Origin of the sequence: Pseudomonas sp. FG-3G (assembly GCF_901007645.1) — a bacterium.
GTDB classification, from domain to species: Bacteria; Pseudomonadota; Gammaproteobacteria; order Pseudomonadales; family Pseudomonadaceae; genus Aquipseudomonas; species Aquipseudomonas rhizophila.
The window spans coordinates 1-17,235 of sequence record NZ_CAAKGZ010000037.1; the positions used below are offsets into that span (position 1 = coordinate 1).

18 protein-coding genes are annotated in these 17,235 nt (G+C 59.9%); 7 read left to right on the forward strand and 11 right to left on the reverse strand.

Annotated features, from left to right (window positions below):
* Window positions 1-274, reverse strand: a 274-nt coding sequence (locus PSEUDOMOFG3G_RS23635) for a carbon starvation CstA family protein (RefSeq protein WP_306670308.1), incomplete at its 3' end; no start/stop codon positions are given.
* Window positions 275-434: 160 nt separating this feature from the next.
* On the opposite strand from PSEUDOMOFG3G_RS23635, the gene PSEUDOMOFG3G_RS23640 reads away from it, so the two are divergent.
* Window positions 435-803 (forward strand): PilZ domain-containing protein, encoded by a 369-nt coding sequence (locus PSEUDOMOFG3G_RS23640; protein WP_107322961.1) that lies wholly within the window; start codon window positions 435-437, stop codon window positions 801-803.
* A gap of 31 nt (window positions 804-834) precedes the next feature.
* Here the strand turns inward: PSEUDOMOFG3G_RS23640 and radA are convergent, their stop codons facing one another.
* The 3 genes from radA to katB form a co-directional block, all read right to left on the reverse strand.
* Window positions 835-2,202, reverse strand: a complete 1,368-nt coding sequence (gene radA / locus PSEUDOMOFG3G_RS23645; RefSeq protein WP_030140305.1) for a DNA repair protein RadA — start codon at window positions 2,200-2,202, stop codon at window positions 835-837.
* A 43-nt stretch (window positions 2,203-2,245) separates the two neighbouring features.
* Entirely contained in the window at window positions 2,246-2,797 is a 552-nt protein-coding gene (locus PSEUDOMOFG3G_RS23650) for an ankyrin repeat domain-containing protein (RefSeq protein WP_373685104.1), read from the reverse strand.
* Between the two features lie 148 nt (window positions 2,798-2,945).
* Entirely contained in the window at window positions 2,946-4,487 is a 1,542-nt protein-coding gene (gene katB / locus PSEUDOMOFG3G_RS23655) for a catalase KatB (protein ID WP_047229581.1), read from the reverse strand.
* A 282-nt stretch (window positions 4,488-4,769) separates the two neighbouring features.
* Here katB and mscL point away from each other — a divergent pair, with 282 nt between their 5' ends.
* Window positions 4,770-5,183 carry a large-conductance mechanosensitive channel protein MscL gene (gene mscL, locus PSEUDOMOFG3G_RS23660; protein ID WP_047229580.1) on the forward strand — a complete coding sequence of 138 codons (414 nt, stop codon included), beginning with the start codon at window positions 4,770-4,772 and terminating at the stop codon, window positions 5,181-5,183.
* 56 nt (window positions 5,184-5,239) lie between these two features.
* Here the strand turns inward: mscL and PSEUDOMOFG3G_RS23665 are convergent, their stop codons facing one another.
* The gene (locus tag PSEUDOMOFG3G_RS23665; RefSeq protein ID WP_047229579.1) at window positions 5,240-6,016 is read right to left on the reverse strand and encodes a ferredoxin--NADP reductase; all 777 of its coding nucleotides are present in this window, start codon (window positions 6,014-6,016) and stop codon (window positions 5,240-5,242) included.
* A 291-nt stretch (window positions 6,017-6,307) separates the two neighbouring features.
* Between PSEUDOMOFG3G_RS23665 and PSEUDOMOFG3G_RS23670 the strand changes: the two genes are divergently transcribed.
* Both PSEUDOMOFG3G_RS23670 and PSEUDOMOFG3G_RS23675 read left to right on the forward strand, forming a co-directional pair.
* Window positions 6,308-7,021: an autoinducer binding domain-containing protein gene (locus PSEUDOMOFG3G_RS23670; RefSeq protein ID WP_047229578.1), complete on the forward strand. Its 714-nt coding sequence runs from the start codon at window positions 6,308-6,310 to the stop codon at window positions 7,019-7,021.
* A gap of 182 nt (window positions 7,022-7,203) precedes the next feature.
* Window positions 7,204-8,343: a class I SAM-dependent methyltransferase gene (locus PSEUDOMOFG3G_RS23675; protein WP_139051199.1), complete on the forward strand. Its 1,140-nt coding sequence runs from the start codon at window positions 7,204-7,206 to the stop codon at window positions 8,341-8,343.
* A gap of 20 nt (window positions 8,344-8,363) precedes the next feature.
* Here the strand turns inward: PSEUDOMOFG3G_RS23675 and PSEUDOMOFG3G_RS23680 are convergent, their stop codons facing one another.
* From PSEUDOMOFG3G_RS23680 to PSEUDOMOFG3G_RS23690, 3 genes are read right to left on the reverse strand one after another with little or no spacing between them, the layout of a single operon-like run.
* Window positions 8,364-8,528 carry a DUF2474 domain-containing protein gene (locus PSEUDOMOFG3G_RS23680; protein ID WP_076386412.1) on the reverse strand — a complete coding sequence of 55 codons (165 nt, stop codon included), beginning with the start codon at window positions 8,526-8,528 and terminating at the stop codon, window positions 8,364-8,366.
* Window positions 8,529-8,549: 21 nt separating this feature from the next.
* Window positions 8,550-9,557 carry a cytochrome d ubiquinol oxidase subunit II gene (cydB, locus tag PSEUDOMOFG3G_RS23685; protein WP_047229576.1) on the reverse strand — a complete coding sequence of 336 codons (1,008 nt, stop codon included), beginning with the start codon at window positions 9,555-9,557 and terminating at the stop codon, window positions 8,550-8,552.
* A 3-nt stretch (window positions 9,558-9,560) separates the two neighbouring features.
* Window positions 9,561-11,000, reverse strand: coding sequence for a cytochrome ubiquinol oxidase subunit I (locus PSEUDOMOFG3G_RS23690; RefSeq protein ID WP_047229575.1), 1,440 nt, complete (start codon window positions 10,998-11,000; stop codon window positions 9,561-9,563).
* 504 nt (window positions 11,001-11,504) lie between these two features.
* Here PSEUDOMOFG3G_RS23690 and PSEUDOMOFG3G_RS23695 point away from each other — a divergent pair.
* Entirely contained in the window at window positions 11,505-12,743 is a 1,239-nt protein-coding gene (locus tag PSEUDOMOFG3G_RS23695) for an MFS transporter (protein WP_047229574.1), read from the forward strand.
* Here PSEUDOMOFG3G_RS23695 and PSEUDOMOFG3G_RS23700 read toward each other — a convergent pair.
* From PSEUDOMOFG3G_RS23700 to PSEUDOMOFG3G_RS23710, 3 genes are read right to left on the reverse strand one after another with little or no spacing between them, the layout of a single operon-like run.
* Entirely contained in the window at window positions 12,740-14,941 is a 2,202-nt protein-coding gene (locus PSEUDOMOFG3G_RS23700; protein ID WP_139051200.1) for a xanthine dehydrogenase family protein molybdopterin-binding subunit, read from the reverse strand. The two genes, PSEUDOMOFG3G_RS23695 and PSEUDOMOFG3G_RS23700, sit on opposite strands and share 4 nt — an antisense overlap.
* A complete protein-coding gene (locus tag PSEUDOMOFG3G_RS23705; protein ID WP_047229572.1) occupies window positions 14,941-15,930 on the reverse strand; it encodes a xanthine dehydrogenase family protein subunit M in 990 nt (329 codons plus the stop codon). Before PSEUDOMOFG3G_RS23705 ends, PSEUDOMOFG3G_RS23700 begins: the two co-directional genes overlap by 1 nt.
* Window positions 15,927-16,448 (reverse strand): (2Fe-2S)-binding protein, encoded by a 522-nt coding sequence (locus tag PSEUDOMOFG3G_RS23710; RefSeq protein WP_047229571.1) that lies wholly within the window; start codon window positions 16,446-16,448, stop codon window positions 15,927-15,929. The genes PSEUDOMOFG3G_RS23705 and PSEUDOMOFG3G_RS23710 overlap by 4 nt, the downstream gene beginning before the upstream one ends.
* A gap of 203 nt (window positions 16,449-16,651) precedes the next feature.
* On the opposite strand from PSEUDOMOFG3G_RS23710, the gene PSEUDOMOFG3G_RS23715 reads away from it, so the two are divergent.
* Both PSEUDOMOFG3G_RS23715 and PSEUDOMOFG3G_RS23720 read left to right on the forward strand, forming a co-directional pair.
* Window positions 16,652-16,930, forward strand: a complete 279-nt coding sequence (locus tag PSEUDOMOFG3G_RS23715) for a type II toxin-antitoxin system RelE/ParE family toxin (RefSeq protein ID WP_139051229.1) — start codon at window positions 16,652-16,654, stop codon at window positions 16,928-16,930.
* A gap of 14 nt (window positions 16,931-16,944) precedes the next feature.
* Entirely contained in the window at window positions 16,945-17,232 is a 288-nt protein-coding gene (locus PSEUDOMOFG3G_RS23720; RefSeq protein ID WP_139051201.1) for a HigA family addiction module antitoxin, read from the forward strand.
* The last annotated feature ends 3 nt before the right edge of the window (window positions 17,233-17,235 follow it).

The window sequence follows — 17,235 nt, forward strand, 5'->3', positions numbered from 1 at the left end:
ACAGGATGTGTTTGTTGGTCGGGACATAGTCCAGGCCATCGTTGTTGAGCACGGCGGGGGTGGCCCGGCGCGCATCGAGTTGCATCACGTTATTGGCGATGAACAGGCTGTAGTAGCGGTAGGCGACCAGGTAGATGGCCACGGCTGCGACGACGATCCAGAGGGCGTTGATCGCCTCTCCCCGACGCAATGCCACGACGCCCAGGGCGCTCGCTCCCAAGACGGCCAGCAGTAGCCAGGGTATGTGGCGCAGCAGGCTATTATTATTTGTCATTTTTATATTCCGGCCAGGGTGGACAAGAAAGACAGCCATCGGAGTTTAGCGCTAACGAGAACAAAGGCCACCCCCGACATTTGTCTGCCCAGCAGCCCAACGGTGACGACGGCGCGCCAGTTGGGTCTATAGTCAATCAATCTCCAGAAAGGAATACGTAATGAGCGAACGCCGCCGCTTCGTACGAATCGAGTTCCATGCCCGAACCGAGCTGAGTCAGGGCAAGGACGAGGACAAACTGACTTGGCCGGTCGAACTGCTGGACCTGTCTCTCAAGGGCCTGCTGATCAAAAAGCCCGAGCCCTGGCTTGGCAATCCCGAGAAGACTTTCGTAGCCGACATTCACTTGAGCAACGACGTGGAAGTGCAGATGGAGGTTCGGTTGACCCACGACGACCATGGCCATCTGGGCTTTGTCTGCGAGCATATCGACCTGGACTCCATCGCCCATCTGCGCCGGCTGGTGGAGTTGAACCTCGCCGATCAGGCTGAGCTTGAGCGGGAATTGGCGGCGTTGGTACATATTTGAATAACCCTGCACCACGCAGCAGGCCTCGGAGTTATTCGAACAATGCATCCAGCGCCTGTTCCAGGCGGGTCACGGCAATGATCTGCAACCCGGCAGGCGCTTCCTTCGGCGCGTTGCCCTTGGGCACGATGGCGCGTTTGAAACCGTGCTTGGCCGCCTCCTTGAGCCGCTCCTGTCCGCTGGGCACCGGCCGGACTTCCCCCGACAGCCCCACTTCACCGAACACCAGCAGATCATGGGGCAGCGGCCGATTGCGCAAGCTGGACATGACCGCCGCCATCAACGCCAGGTCAGACGCGGTTTCCAATACTTTGACGCCGCCCACCACGTTGAGGAAAACATCCTGATCGTGGGTAGGAATGCCACCGTGTCGATGCAGGACCGCCAGCAACATGGCGAGCCGATTCTGATCCAGCCCCAAGGTGACCCGACGCGGGTTCGCCAAATGGCTGTCATCCACCAGCGCCTGAACCTCCACCAGCATCGGTCGGGTGCCTTCCCAGGTCGCCATGACCACACTGCCCGGCACTTCTTCCTGGGCGCGCGTGAGAAAAATCGCCGAAGGATTCGAGACTTCTTTCAAGCCTCTGTCGGTCATGCCGAACACACCCAATTCATTGACGGCGCCAAAGCGATTCTTCACTGCCCGCAACAAACGCAGGCGACCGTCGGATTCGCCCTCGAAATACAACACGGTATCCACCATGTGCTCCAGCACCCGCGGGCCTGCCAGCGCGCCTTCCTTGGTGACGTGGCCCACCAGGAAAATCGCCGTACCGCTCTGCTTGGCATACCGCACCAGCAACGCCGCGCTTTCACGCACCTGTGACACGCCGCCCGGCGCCGATTGCAGTTGTTCGGTGAAAATCGTCTGGATCGAGTCGATCACCATGACCTTGGGTTTTTCCAGGCGGGCCGTGGCGATGATGGTTTCGATGCACGTCTCGGTCATGACCCGCAGTTGATCCTGGGGCAGCCCCAGACGCCGGGCGCGCATGGCGACTTGCTGCTGGGATTCCTCGCCAGTGACGTACAGCGCCGGCATGCGCGTGGCCAGGTTGCACAAGGTTTGCAACAGGATGGTGGACTTGCCGATGCCCGGGTCCCCGCCAATCAGCACGACCGAACCGTCCACCAGGCCACCGCCCAATACGCGGTCCAGCTCGCCGGACGCGGTGGAAAACCGTGGAATTTCCTCGACGCTGACTTCGGCGAGGGTCTTGATTTGCGCCTGCTGACCGGCCCACCCCGTGCGACCGGTGGGGGCTGCGGCACCGCCACTCTCGACCATGGTTTCGGTCAAGGTGTTCCAGGCACCGCACTCACTGCACTGGCCGGCCCATTTGGGAAAGGTCGAGCCGCACTCGGTGCAGCCATACATGCGCTTTGCCTTGGCCATCTGAACTCCGGGATAAAAACCGCGATGATAGCCCACGCGGGGGTCAGCGCGGGGCCGGCATTCTGATTTCACCGTTGACCAGGTTCGCCGCGGTATTGCCCAGCGGATCCTGGGCCTGCAGGTCCGCCCCTTTGGCCGCCAAGGCGTCGAGCAACTCGACGCGCTTGAACAGGCCGGCGTACATCGCTGCGGTCTGTCCGGCGCCGTTGCGCTGGTCCGGGTTGCAATCGGTGGACAACAAACGGCGCGCGATCTGCACTTGGCCCTTGAAAATGGCGCCCATCAGCGCCGTGTTGCCCCGGTTGTCCTGGGTGCAGGCATCGGCGCCAGCGGCCAGCAGCCGCTCCACCGCCGCGCCATGGCCGTGGTAAGCGGCCAGGATCAGCGCGGTGTAGCCTTTTTCGTCCTGGGTGTTGAGCGAGTAACCAGCCTCGATAAAGGTCTCGAGCATCGGCACGTCGCCCCGCCGGGCGGCGTCGAAGTAATAAGTTTGCAACTGCTCTTGTACAACCACCGGGTCGGTGGGCATGGGCTGATCGGCCCATACGCTCAACGACCCGATTGCGAGCATCGAAAACAGGAAGTTACGCAGCATGACGTCTCCTTGGCGCAAGGCTGTAGATGCAGGGTTGCGGGAGCATGGCTTGCCCGCAACGCAGACGACTCGGTCTGGCTTCAGACCGCAGCGCCTGCTTCGCGAGCAAGCTTTGCTCCCACGGGTTATGCACGTGCCAGGCTGTGGATCAGTCGCTGAGTTTTTCCGCCAGCGCCTTGACCCGGGTCAGATCGCCTTTGGCGACACGGGCTACACCAGTGCCGTATTCAGGATCAGCCTTGTAGAGGAACGACAGGATGATGTGCTTGCTCTCCTCATCGGTGGTCGCCAGCGATCCGCCGAAGCTTTCGATCAGGTCATTGCGCTCTTTCTGGTTGAACGAGCGGTACAGGTCACCGGCTTGCTTGAAGTTCTGCTCACGCTGGATCTTCGCCTGCTGGGTACTGCCAGTCAGCGCGGTCTGGCTGTAGCGTGCCGTTGGCTGTTCCTGGCGAGGCATCAGGCGGCTCGGCTGATAATTCACGCCGGTGCTGGTGGCGCCCGAATTCATCGCGCCGTCCTGGTTGCCATTGTTGACCGCCACCTTCGGCGCATTGATGGGCAACTGAAGCGCGTTGGGTCCCACTCGATACATTTGCGTATCGGCATAGGAGAACACCCGCCCCTGCAACAGTCGATCTTCCGACGGCTCGATGCCCGGAACAAGATTGGCCGGCGCCATCGCCACTTGCTCGGTTTCCTGGAAAACATTCGCCGGGTTACGGTTCAAAACCATTTGCCCGACTTTGCGTTCAGGCACACCCGGCCAGATTTTTGTCGCATCAAGAGGATCGAAATCAAACGTGGAAAGGTCCTGCGGGTTCAGCACCTGAACGTACAAGTCCCATTTCGGGAAGTCGCCCTTATTAATATGACTCACCAGATCGTTAGTCATATGGCTGTAATCTTGCCCCTGAACTTTCACAACTTCTTTCGGATCGAGATTTTTCAGGCCCTGCAAACTTTTCCAATGAAACTTTACGTAGTGAACTTCACCCTTTGCATTCACCAACTTGTAGGCATGCACACCGTTACCGTCCATTTCACGATAACTGGCCGGCGTGCCGGAATTGGAATACAACTCGGTCAGCGTGCGCGTTGCTTCGGGCACGTGAGAAAAGAAATCGAAACGGCGGGCGTCATCATCCAAGTTTGTCCGAGGGTCGGGTTTGAAAGCATGGACCATGTCTGGAAACTTGATGGCATCGCGAATGAAGAAGGTCGGGAAGTTGTTACCCACCAGATCCCAGTTACCCTCGGCCGTGTAGAACTTGGTGGCAAAGCCACGGGGGTCACGCAGGGTTTCCGGCGAATGGTTGCCATGCACTACAGCAGAAAAACGCACGAACACCGGCGTGGCCTGGCCAGCGGCGAAGACTTTGGCCTTGGTCAGGTCACTGAGGTCGTCGGTGACTGTAAATGTGCCATGGGCGCCGGTTCCTCGTGCATGCACCACGCGCTCGGGGATGCGCTCGCGGTCGAAGCGCTGGAGTTTCTGGATCAGTTGCACGTCTTGCAACAAGGTCGGCCCGTTAGGACCGGCTGTTTGCGAGTTCTGGTTGTCGCCCACGGCCGCACCGTTATCGCGGGTCAGGGTGGCCGCGTTAACGGACAAGGACAACAGGCTGGCGGTGAGCACAAAAAAAGCACGGCGAGGGGTAAAAGTCCCGCCGCCAAGGGAAATGTTCATAGGCGTTTCCTCTGATGTTATAGAGCGCATCCATGTGCGCCTTGCAGAGGCTAGTGCTCGAAAAAGAAAAACCTAAATAGAAATGCCGCACCGATCCGATAGAAAAATCCTTATAGGGAATCGGCTCGGGACCGCGTATCACGCGCGATTGATGGCACTTTGTAAACTTTTCCCCCTGTCCCGAGTCGATAACTGAAGCTTTGTAAGCAGGCGTTTCGAGCAGGACGCGTTTGGCTGATTTACACTGCCACCATCCACTTCATCTGTCACAAGGAACAACTCATGGGCGTGATTAACGAGTTCAAGGCCTTCGCGGTCAAAGGCAATGTCGTCGACATGGCCGTCGGGATCATTATCGGTGCTGCTTTCGGCAAAATCGTTTCGTCCTTCGTTGGCGACGTCATCATGCCTCCGATCGGCCTTTTGATTGGCGGGGTGGACTTCAGCGACCTGGCCATCACACTCAAGGCGGCACAAGGCGATGCGCCGGCGGTGGTATTGGCCTATGGCAAATTCATTCAAAGCACCATTGATTTCATCATTGTGGCGTTCGCCATTTTCATGGGCGTCAAGGCCATCAACCGCCTCAAGCGCGAAGAAGCCGTTGCTCCCAGCGCGCCACCGGTTCCGACCAAGGAAGAACTGTTGCTGAGCGAAATTCGCGACCTGCTCAAGGCCCAGAACGAGAGGCCCTGACTCACACTTCGCCGCCTGTGGCGTGGTTTTTTATCTCCTCGCCACAGGCGCCTTTTCTACCAATAGTTTTCCACGGCCACCTGACCTGGCCGACGGCTGAGACTCAGTTGCAGGCCCCTGGCCTTGAGCAGCTTGCGCGTGTCATCGATCATCTGCGGATTGCCGCACAACATCACCCGCGAGTGTTCCGGCGTCAGCTCGATGTCAGCCGCCCTTTCCAACTCGCCATTTTCGATCAGTGTCGTGATTCGTCCGCTGAGCGCACCGGGATGCTGTTCACGGGTGACGGTCGCGATGAAACGAAACTTGTGAGCGTAGCCGGCCAGGTAGTCGCGCTGGCTCAACCCTTTGATCAGCTCCTGATATGCCAGCTCCCGTGCCTCGCGGACGCTGTACACCAGGACGATCGTCTCGAATTTTTCCCATGCTTCGAAATCCTGGAGAATCGAGAGGAACGGTGCGACGCCCGTTCCCGTGGACAGCAGCCACAAATCGCGCCCGTCAACGAAACGATCAAGCGTCAGGTAGCCAAAGGCCTGGCGATCAACCAGCAGGCTGTCGCCTGGCTGCAGCCGACTCAGTTCGCTGGTGAACTCGCCGTCCGGTACCACGATGGAAAAAAACTCGAGGAATTCATCGAACGGCGAAGACACCATGGAATATGCCCGCCAAACGATGGTGCCATCCGCTTTAGCGACCCCGAGCCGGGCGAACTGCCCCGCCCGAAAACGAAAACCGCGATCCCGTGTGGTACGCAACGTAAACAAATGAGGTGCCACGGGCTGCACATCGAGCAAGGTTTGACGGGTGAACTTCTCTGAGCTGTCGATCATGAGCCACTCCAACGAGACAAGACTTACAGTGTCCCGCAAAGTGAGCCCCTTCACCACTGACAACGAGTAGTGGCACTTTAGCTACTAACGTCTCTGTCGCCGAGCATATCCTCTACCAGACTTATACAAAACCATCCAAACTGTAAAATCATACTCAAAAAGTTTATTTCTTAAACATTTCAAACTGTAAGCAAACAAAAAAAAGCTCACTGCAATTTAAGAATAGTCCTACACTAAAAATTCGCATCATGGATTGGATCCGCATGGACGAACTCAACCCAGGAGAGAGCGATGGACAAGTGGAAGGACTTGCTGTTGAGGAAGTTATCCTGTGAAAAGGACTTACAGACGGCCTATCGTCTAGTCCTGAATTTCTTTAACAATCAGGGATTTGAATATTGTGCATTCTCAGCCTATCTCGGAAGCCCGGACAAGCATACCAACAAGGTAAACCTGAATAACTACCCTTATGGATGGGACAGACTATATGAACAGAACGGCTATGCATCGAACGACCCACTAGTAGCACATTGCAATCAATCACCGCTTCCAATCTTGTGGGATGAGACTGTTTTTGCTCAGGCCCCCAAGTTGTGGCGAGAACTTAATCGACAGGGACTCAAGTATGGCTGGACCCAGGCCGTTCATGATGAACAGGGGGCACACTGCAGCCTTTTCAGCCTGGCCCGGACTCATTGCCCCATCGATATCGACGAGCACTACGCAAATCTGGGCTATGCCATTTTCGCCAGTCAAAGATTGCATGCGCTGGCCAGCAAAAAACTGGCTGACGCTGCCGCGACTCCACAAAAATGTCATTTATCACCCAGAGAGATCGAAGTATTGAGGTGGTCGGCCGAAGGCAAGACGGCTTCGGAAGTGGGCAGAATCCTCTGCCTCTCCGAGCGCACCGTGAACTTCCATGTGTGCAGTTGCATGCGAAAGCTGAACGTCAACAACAAAATCTCAGCGGTAGCCAAGGCGGCCCACATCCATGTGATCTGAACCGTGCGGCGCACTTACCAACCTGAAAAAACCCGCGAGTAATGCCTGGAAAAAAAACGTACCATTTACGGCTCCACTTGAATGATGACGCGCCCAGTACGCGACGAAGTTCATTCAGGCGGTCCCGCTGAGACACCTGCCCCGGGGCAGCGGGACATTCGTTGATCTCCAGAGTCCCAGCCATGCCCTTGCTCGACAGTCCCTTCGCCCAACTTGACCTGATCCGCCAACCCGAACAGCAGAACGAGCCGCTGCAAGCCTTTGACGCAGCCGACGAATACCTGCTCGCGTATCTGGCCGAGCAACAGCCGCTCGCCGATACCCGGGTCCTGGTCCTCAATGACGGCTTTGGTGCCCTGGCGGCGAGCCTTGCCGGCAAGGTTGAAGTCATCAGCAGCAGCGACTCGTACCTGGCCTTGCAGGCGCTGGAGAAAAACCTGGTGCGCAACGGCCTGCCCTTTGATGCGGTGCCGACGTTGCCGGCCAGTGAACCGTTGACCGGACCTTTCGACCGCGTCCTGATCAAAGTGCCAAAAACCCTGGCCCTGCTGGAAGAACAGTTGATTCGCCTGCAAGGCCAATTGGCCCCCGGTGCCCAGGTGATTGCTGCTGCGATGGTCAAGCATCTGCCACGGGCCGCCGGTGACCTGCTGGAACGCTACGTTGGCCCGGTGCAGGCCTCGCTGGCAGTGAAAAAAGCTCGCTTGTTGATCGCCACGCCAGAAGCGCTCCAGCCAGAAACCCGAGTGCCGGCCGCATCCCCCTACCCCACGCGCTATTGGCTGGAAGAGCCGAAGATCGAATTGCTCAACCACGCCAACGTGTTCTGTCGCGAAGGCCTGGACATCGGCACCCGGGCATTTCTGCCGCATCTGCCAAAGAACCTGGGCACCGCCCGCGTCGCGGACCTGGGGTGCGGCAACGGTGTACTGGCAATCGCCAGCGCCCTGCAGAATCCCGAGGCCCACTACACCCTGGTGGATGAATCGTACATGGCCGTGCAGTCGGCCGCAGAGAACTGGCGCGCCGCCCTGGGCGAGCGTGAGGTGACCATACGAGCTGGGGACGGTCTGGCCGGGCAAGAGGCGCAGTCATTGGATGTAGTGCTGTGTAATCCGCCTTTCCACCAACAGCAGGTGGTGGGCGACTTCCTCGCCTGGCGGATGTTTCAGCAGGCGCGCGAAGCACTGGTGGTCGGCGGCGCGCTGTACATCGTCGGCAATCGGCACCTGGGCTACCACAGCAAACTGGCGCGGTTGTTCCGGGGGGTCGAACAAGTGGCCGCAACCCCGAAATTCGTCATCCTCAAGGCCCGCAAATAATTTGACCCTGCCCGGGAGCGTCAGTGGGTGGTCAGCCCTGCGGCGTTCATGAACATCCGCATCAGGCTGGCGACGATAAACAGCGCCAGCACACTGCCGGCCCAGATCAGCGCCAGCCAGCCAAGTCGCTGCCAGAGCGGCTTCTTTTCAGCCGCTTCGATGTCTTTCAAATCAGGCTTGGCCATTTTCAATGCCTCGCTGGTCAATCAATGGTAGCCGTCGTCATGGGTCACCTTGCCTCGGAACACGTAGTAGCTCCAGAAGGTGTACACCAGGATCAAAGGAATGATGAACAGCGTCCCGACCAGCATGAACCCCTGGCTCTGTGGCGGTGACGCCGCGTCCCAGATGGAGATGGATGGCGGCACGATGTTCGGCCACAAGCTGATGCCCAGACCGCTGTAACCGAGGAAGATCAGCGCCAGCGTCAGAATGAACGGCGTGTAGTTGGCGTTGCGGGCAACGGCGCGAAACAACCCGTACATGGTCACCAGCACCAGGATCGGCACCGGCAGGAACCAGAACAGATTTGGCAGGGTAAACCAGCGCGCCGCGATATCGGCGTGAGCCAGCGGAGTCCAGATACTGACGATACCGATCACCGCCAGCACCCCGAACGCCAGCGGCCTGGCCAGGTTATGCATCTGCTCCTGCAACTTGCCTTCGGTTTTCATGATCAGCCAAGTGCAGCCGAGCAAGGCGTAGGCGACGATCAAGGCCAGGCCACAGAAGACGGTGAACGGTGTGAACCAGTCCAGGGAGCCGCCGGCGAACTGGCGATCGACCACTTCGAATCCATCAATGAACGCCCCCAACGCCACCCCCTGGAAGAAGGTGGCCGTCAGGGAACCGCCGATGAACGCCTTGTCCCACAGATGGCGCTTGTGAGCCTTGGCCTTGAAGCGAAACTCAAAGGCCACGCCGCGGAAAATCAGCCCGATGAGCATCAGGATCAGCGGCAGGTACAGCGCCGAAAGCACTACCGAATAAGCCAGCGGAAACGCCCCGAACAGGCCCGCGCCACCCAGCACCAACCAGGTTTCGTTACCGTCCCAGACCGGCGCTACGGTGTTCATCATCACGTCACGATCACGCTCAGCCTTGATGAAGGGGAAAAGAATGCCGATCCCCAGGTCAAAGCCATCCATGATCACGTACATCATGATGCCGAAGATGATGACCACGGCCCAGATCAGCGGAAGATCAATACCCATGACTCAATTCCCCTTGTGCGAGCTGTCGTTATGGTCCACTTCGTCGTCGCCATCATCGGCGGCCGACAATGGACGGGCCGGGGTACGTTTCTGACCCGGGCCACCGTCGGCCGGCTCATCTTCATGGGCTTCCGGCCCTTTGCGCACCAGGCGCATCATGTAGCTCAGCCCCGCACCGAACAGCGCGAAATACACCACGACGAACAGCACAAGCGTGATGCTCATCTGCGCAAAGCTGTGGCCGGAGGAAGCATCGGCCGTGCGCATCAGGCCGTAGACCACCCAGGGCTGGCGACCGATTTCGGTGGTGAACCAGCCTGCCAGGATCGCGATCAGGCCGGACGGCCCCATCCACAAGACCATGTGAAGGAACGGTCGAGACTGGTAGAGCCGGTCGTTGCGGCGCAACCAGAGACTGCACAGACCGGTGAAAATCATCAGCAGCCCCAGGCCCACCATGATCCGGAACGACCAGAACACAATGGTCGAATTCGGTCGGTCTTCAGGCGGAAACTCCTTGAGGGCCGGCACCTGCTTGTCCAGGCTATGGGTCAGGATCAGGCTGCCCAGGTAGGGGATTTCCACGGCGAACCGGGTCTTTTCCGCCTGCATGTCCGGCCAGCCAAACAGGATCAGCGGGGTAGGCTCATTGCCGACGTTTTCCCAGTGACCTTCGATGGCCGCGATCTTGGCCGGTTGATGCTTGAGGGTGTTGAGGCCATGGAAGTCACCAATGACGGCCTGGATCGGCGCCACCAGCAACGCCATCCACATCGCCATCGAGAGCATGCGGCGAATGGCCGGGGTATCCCGACCGCGCAACAAGTGCCAGGCCGCCGACGAACCGACGAAAAACGCCGTGGCGACAAACGCTGCCGTGGACATGTGCAACAGCCGATAGGGGAACGAGGGGTTGAACACCACCGCCAGCCAGTCCACCGGGATGACCCGGCCATCGATGATTTCGTAGCCCTGGGGAGTCTGCATCCAGCTGTTGGAGGACAGGATCCAGAACGTCGAGATCAGCGTGCCGATCGCTACCATGACTGTGGAAAAGAAATGCAGACCGCGCCCGACGCGGTTCCAACCGAACAGCATCACCCCCAGGAACCCGGCTTCGAGGAAGAACGCCGTGAGCACCTCGTAAGTCAGCAGCGGCCCGGTGACCGCACCGGCAAAGTCAGAGAAACGGCTCCAGTTGGTGCCGAACTGATAGGCCATGACCAAACCGGATACCACACCCATGCCGAAGTTGACGGCAAAGATCTTCGACCAGAAGTGGTACAGGTCGCGGTAGGTGTCGTCGCGGGTCTTGAGCCACAAGCCCTCGAGTACCGCCAGGTAACTCGCCAGGCCGATGGTGATGGCCGGGAACAGGATATGGAACGAGATGGTGAACGCGAACTGGATTCGGGCGAGATCGAGCGCCTCCAAACCGAACATAAGTCTTCCTCTGTCAGGTAAAACCGGCTGCGGGCGGGGCTTGCATCGCAACCTCCAGGGATATGGAGTGCGATGCTTTTCAAATCGTTCTTTTTTTAAACCGTCACAACGCAGGAACGTGGCCGGATGGCCGCCAGCCCAAGCCCCCGAAGGGTATTGACCTGGATCAAGCAATGCTCAAAGAGTAGTCGCATTATGGCCGCCGGACGGCGTGGTCTTTTGTCGCGTGACAGGTTGTCTCAGTGCTGCAATCCTGCTCTAAGCCAAGATTTCTGAATCTTGAGGAGTGCACTGTTGTGGCGAGGGGATTTATCCCCGCTCGAGTGCGCAGCGCTCGCAAAAGCTTGGGGCCGCTTCGCACCCCAGCGGGGATAAATCCCCTCGCCACAAAAAAAGCGTGCTATGTGAAAAGTAGATGCTTGGCTAACTATTTTTCCAGCAACCGCAACCTCCAGTTACAACTCGGTGATAATCTCGATGCCCTCATCACCGGACCCGTCATAGATGCCCAGCCAAGCACCATTGCTGCTCCGCCACCACCGCCCCTTCATCGCCTTCTGGCTGGCCCGGATTTTCACCGCCAGTGGCTTCCAGATGCTCACCGTGGCCATCGGCTGGAACCTCTATCAACTGACCGGCAACGTATTGGACCTGGGTCTTGTAGGGTTGGTGGAGTTTGCTCCGCGTGTGCTGTTCATGCTGCACACCGGGCATGTGGCCGACCGCTATGATCGCCGCAAGGTCGCGGCGATCTGCCAGTCGTTGCAGGCGATGATTGCCCTGGCGCTGGTCATCGGCAGCGCCACCGATAACGTCACCCGGGAGATGATCTTCATCCTCGCCTTCCTGCTGGGCGCCGCCCGCTCCTTTGAGATGCCGACCACCCAAGCGCTGCTGCCGAGCATCGTGCCGGCCGCGCTGTTTCCCCGCGCCGTGGCCGCCGCGCAGTCGGCCCAGCAGTCCGCGACCATCGTCGCCCCGGCACTGGGCGGTCTGCTCTATGCCTTCGGCAGCGTCTGGGTCTATGGGCCGACCGTGTTGCTCTACGTCATCGCCTGCTGCCTGATGCTCAACCTGCCCGCCCGCCAGACGCCGCTGAACAAAGGCAAGGCAACCATGGATTCGTTGCTGGCCGGGATTCGCTTCATCCGCAGCCGCCCGGACATTCTCGGGGCGATTTCCCTGGACCTGTTCGCGGTACTGCTGGGCGGCGCGACCGCGCTGTTGCCGGTGTTCGCCAAGGATATTCTGCTTACCGGTCCCTGGGGCCTGGGCCTGCTGCGCTCGGCTCCGGCGGTGGGGGCCTTGCTGATGTCGCTATGGCTGGCGCGGTTTGCCGTGGAGCGCAAGGTCGGTCGGGTGATGTTCACCGCCGTGGGCGTGTTCGGCGTCGCCACCATTGCCTTCGGCCTCTCCACTTCGTTCTGGTTTTCCCTGGCGGTGCTGGTGGTGCTAGGCGCGGCGGACATGATCAGCATGGTGATCCGCGCCTCCTTCGTGCAGTTGGAAACGCCAGACGAAATGCGCGGCCGGGTCAGCGCCGTGAACGGACTGTTCATCGGTGCCTCGAACCAGTTGGGCGAGTTCGAGTCCGGCCTGACCGCCCACTGGTTCGGCACCGTGCCGGCGGTGGTCATGGGCGGTGTCGGCACACTGCTGGTGACCGGGGTCTGGATCAAACTGTTCCCGACCCTGGCCAACCGTGACCGGATGCACGAACCGGTGGACGCTGCGAAAACCTAAAGCAATTTATCCAGCGTGATGGGAAAGTCCCGGACCCGTTTGCCGGTGGCGTGATAAATCGCATTGGCCACGGCCGCCGCCACACCAACGATGCCAATCTCACCGACGCCCTTGGAGCCGAGGGCATTGACGATCTCGTCGTGCTCGTCGACAAAAACCACGTCAATGTCCCCGATGTCGGCGTTCACCGGCACATGGTATTCCGCCAGGCTGTGATTCATGTGCCGGCCCAACGCATGGTCAGTCAAGGTTTCTTCGTGCAAGGCCATGCCGACGCCCCAGACCACGCCGCCGAGGATCTGGCTGCGCGCGGTTTTCGGGTTGATCACCCGTCCGGCGGCGATGGCGCTGACCACCCGATTGACCTTCACCGTGCCCAAGTCCTCATCCACCAGCACTTCGACAAACACCGCCGAATGCGTGGCCGTAGCGTAGGCTTGGCGTTTTTCCTCCGGCTCGGCAGTAACCTGAACCTGCAAGGGCGTCTCGCCGCTTTTTTGCGCCAACTCTGCCAACGAGACACAGGCCTCGCCCAACCGTAGCTGACCGTCGGCAAACGTCACTTGCTCAAGGGTCGCACCAGCAAAGGCCGGACAGCTCTGCCGCGCCACAGCCAGGAGTTTTTCCTTCAGGGCTTCACAGGCCTGCTGCACAGCGGTGCCCACCGACGAGACGGTGAACGAGCCGCCCTGCAGCGGCGCAGTCGGCAGCGACGAATCACCGAGGATAAAGGTGACGTTTTCCAGGGAAACGCCTGACGCTTGGGCGGCGATCTGGGTCATAACTGTGTAGGTGCCAGTACCGATGTCAGTGGTGGCACTGCTGACGGTCAACTGACCGTTGGCATCCAGCGAGGCCCGAGCGCTGGCCTTCTGCTGCATGGCCTCCCACACACCGCCCGCCATGCCCCAACCGACCAACTGCCGACCTTCACGCATGCTGCGCGGTTCCGGGTTGCGCTTGTCCCAGCCAAAACGACGGGCACCTTGGGCATAGCACTCACGCAACTCCTTGCTGGAATATGGCTTGTCTTCGTTCTCGTTACGCTCGGCATAGTTGAGCAACCGCAGTTGAACCGGATCGATCGCCAGGGCACAGGCCAGTTCATCCATGGCGCACTCCAGGCCGATCAGTCCCAGGGCAGCGCCGGGAGCGCGCATGTCCAGCGGCGTATAGACGTCCAACGGCACCAGTTTGTAGGTCAATTCAACGTTGTCGCAGTGATAGAGCATGCCGCTCCACTCCACCACATGCTCGGTGAAATCTTCAAAGCGCGAGGTCTGGCCGATGGCGGTATGCGCCACCGCCAACAGTCGCCCGTTGGCCGCGGCCCCCAGTTGCAGGCGCTGAAAGGTCCGTGGTCGATAGCCAAAGGTAAACATCTGCTGGCGCGTCAGACTGACCCGCACCGAGCGTTTGAGCGTCAGCGCTGCCATCACCGCCAGGGGCAGTTGGTACTGTGGCCGCAGCCCGGAACCGAAGGCGCCGCCCACATAGGCGGCAAACACTCGCACCTGCTCTTTCTCAAGCCCGAAGACCTTTTGCACATAGGCCTGGCAGTTTTGCGTGCCTTGGGTCTTGTCGTGGATGTGCAGGCTGCCGTCAGGCTGATACAGCACGGTGGAGGCATGAGGCTCCATCGGGTTGTGGTGTTCGATCGGTGTGCTGTAGGACACGTCCACACTGAGGGCCGAACTGGCGTACTCGCCCTGAAAATTCCCACGGGGCTTGGGCAATTCTGCCGGCGCCGGATGGGCTTGGTTTTGCAGGATTGCCAGATCGGTCTGATGGTCCCGGGCTTCATATTCGATTTCAATAAGCGAACCGGCGTGGCGGGCCAGCTCGAGGTTTTCAGCGACCACCAAGGCCAACGGCTGGCCGCTGTAGAGTACCTGATCGTTGTACAGCGGTCGGAACGGCGAACCCTCTGCCGCATCGGCGTCCTCGTAAGGCTCGTCGTAGCTGGCGATCCTGGGGCGGTTGGTGTGGTCGATCACCGTGACCACCCCGGGCAACGCCAACGCTCGGGTGGCATCGATGCGCAGCACGCGGCCACGAGCGATGCTGCTGGAGACGACGCTGCCGTGCAGCAAACCGTCCTCGGGGTATTCGCCGGCATATCGGGCCTGGCCGGTGACCTTGAGCAGGCCATCGACCCGGTCAAGTGGTTGCCCTATGGATTTGCTCGAAGCATTCATCAGGCTTGTCCTCCCACCAGTGCGGCATCGCTCAAGGCGCGGACCACTGCCCGGCGCGCCAGTCTGACCTTGAAGCCGTTATGTTCCAGCGGCTCGGCGTTTTGCAACAGCGCGTCAGCGGCAGCAGTGAAGGTTTCGCGGCTGACGGTCTGGCCGGTCAGCCAGCTCTCCACGGCCCGGTCGCGCCAGGGTTTGTGGGCCACGCCGCCGAGGGCCAGGCGCGCCTGGCGGATCACCGGCCCGTCCAGCTCGAGCGCCGCCGCTACCGAAACCAGCGCAAAGGCGTAGGAGGCCCGGTCCCGAATTTTCAAGTAATGGCTGTGTTCAGCGAAACCGGCGGCAGGCAACTCAATGGCGGTGATCAGTTCATCATCGGCCAGTTGGTTGTCCCGTTCCGGGGCATCGCCGGGCAGACGGTGAAAGTCAGCGAACTCGATGGTCCGTGCCCCGCCCCGACCGATAACATGCACCACGGCCTCCAAGGCAGCCAGTGCCACGCACATGTCGGAAGGGTGCGTGGCGACACATTGATCACTGGCGCCGAATATCGCGTGCATACGGTTCAAGCCGTCCCGAGCCGGACAGCCGCTGCCTGGCCGTCGCTTGTTGCACGGCACGTTGGCGTCATAGAAGTAATAACAGCGGGTGCGTTGCAGGAGGTTACCGCCGGTGCTGGCCATGTTGCGCAACTGCGGCGAGGCGCCCGCCAGGATTGCCTGGGAAAGCAGCGGATAGCGGCGCTGGATCCAGGGATGCCAAGCCAGATCGGCATTGCTCACCAACGCGCCGATCATCACCCCGCCGGAAGGGGTTTCGCTGAGGTCCGCCAGGGGCAGCCCGGTAATGTCGATCAGGTGCTCGGGACGGGTGAGGTTTTCTTTCATCAGGTCCAGCAGGTTGGTGCCACCGGCAATGAAGCGTGAAACCGGGCTCGACAAGTCGACGGCGGCCTGCACAGTGTCGGGCTTGCTGTATTGGAAAGGGTTCATTGATCACCTCCCTGCTGACAGAGCGGCAATGCCTCTTCGATAGCGTCACGAATGTTGTTGTAGGCGCCGCACCGGCAGAGATTGCCGCTCATCAGTTCGCTGATCTGCGCCCCAGTCTGTGCCCGGCCTTCATTGGCCAATCCCACCGCGGAACAGATCTGCCCAGGCGTGCAGTAACCGCACTGGAAGGCGTCGTGCTTGATGAAAGCCTGCTGCATGGGATGCAACTGATCACCGTTGGCCAACCCCTCGATGGTGGTCAGCTCAGCGCCGTCGCACATCACCGCCAGGGTCAGGCAGGCGTTGATCCGCTTGCCATCGCGCAGCACCGTACAGGCACCACATTGACCGTGGTCGCAACCTTTCTTGCTGCCCACCAGATCCAGTTGCTCACGCAGCAGGTCCAGCAGCGTGGTCCAGGGCAGCACGTGCAGTTCGCGCGCCTGACCATTGAGCGTCAGGCGGATCGGATGGCGGACGAAGGACGCCGGTGTCGCTTCGGACAGGGTCGCGCTCATAAACACCTCACGGTTGGTCGTACACTCGCGGCGTTTTCGCAAACCGCCGTCATAAGGGGTACGACTTCGGGGTGGGGTGAGCGTTCAAGGCAATTTCGACGCGCCGAAAAAGCCTTGGCCATCGCAGGACACACAGATTTGCCTGGCATGTGCGGTATATATGTACCGCACCGAGTGTAATGTATCGCCTTACACTCGATTCCATGATTAAATCCTTCCGACACAAAGGCCTCAGGATCTTCTATGAAACGGGTTCGACCCGTGGAATCCGGGCTGACCATGGAAACCGCCTGGCTCGCATGCTCCAGTTCATGGACCGGGCGCAGTCGCCTGACGACGTGGATATCCCCGGATGGCGACTGCATCCACTCAGAGGTGAGCTGGTTGAATACTGGTCGCTGAGTGTTTCGGGAAACTGGCGGATTATTTTTCGTTTTAGCGGATCGGATATCGAACTGGTCGATTATCTGGACTACCACTGACAGGAGGCTGGAACATGCCCATGCACAATCCGCCACACCCTGGCGAAACGCTACTGATGGATGTGTTGCCCGAACTGGGCATCACAGTCACCGAGCTGGCGCGGCATTTGGGCTTCGCCCGACCGCATCTCTCTCGGGTATTGCACGGCCATGCCCCCGTCAGCCCCGATCTGGCGGTGCGCCTGGAACGGGCCGGGATCGGCAAGGCCAGGGTCTGGCTGGGTGTTCAGACGGACTATGATCTGTGGCAAGCCGAGCAGCGTGAACAACCTTTGATCGAACGCTTACCTCACCACGCCTGATGC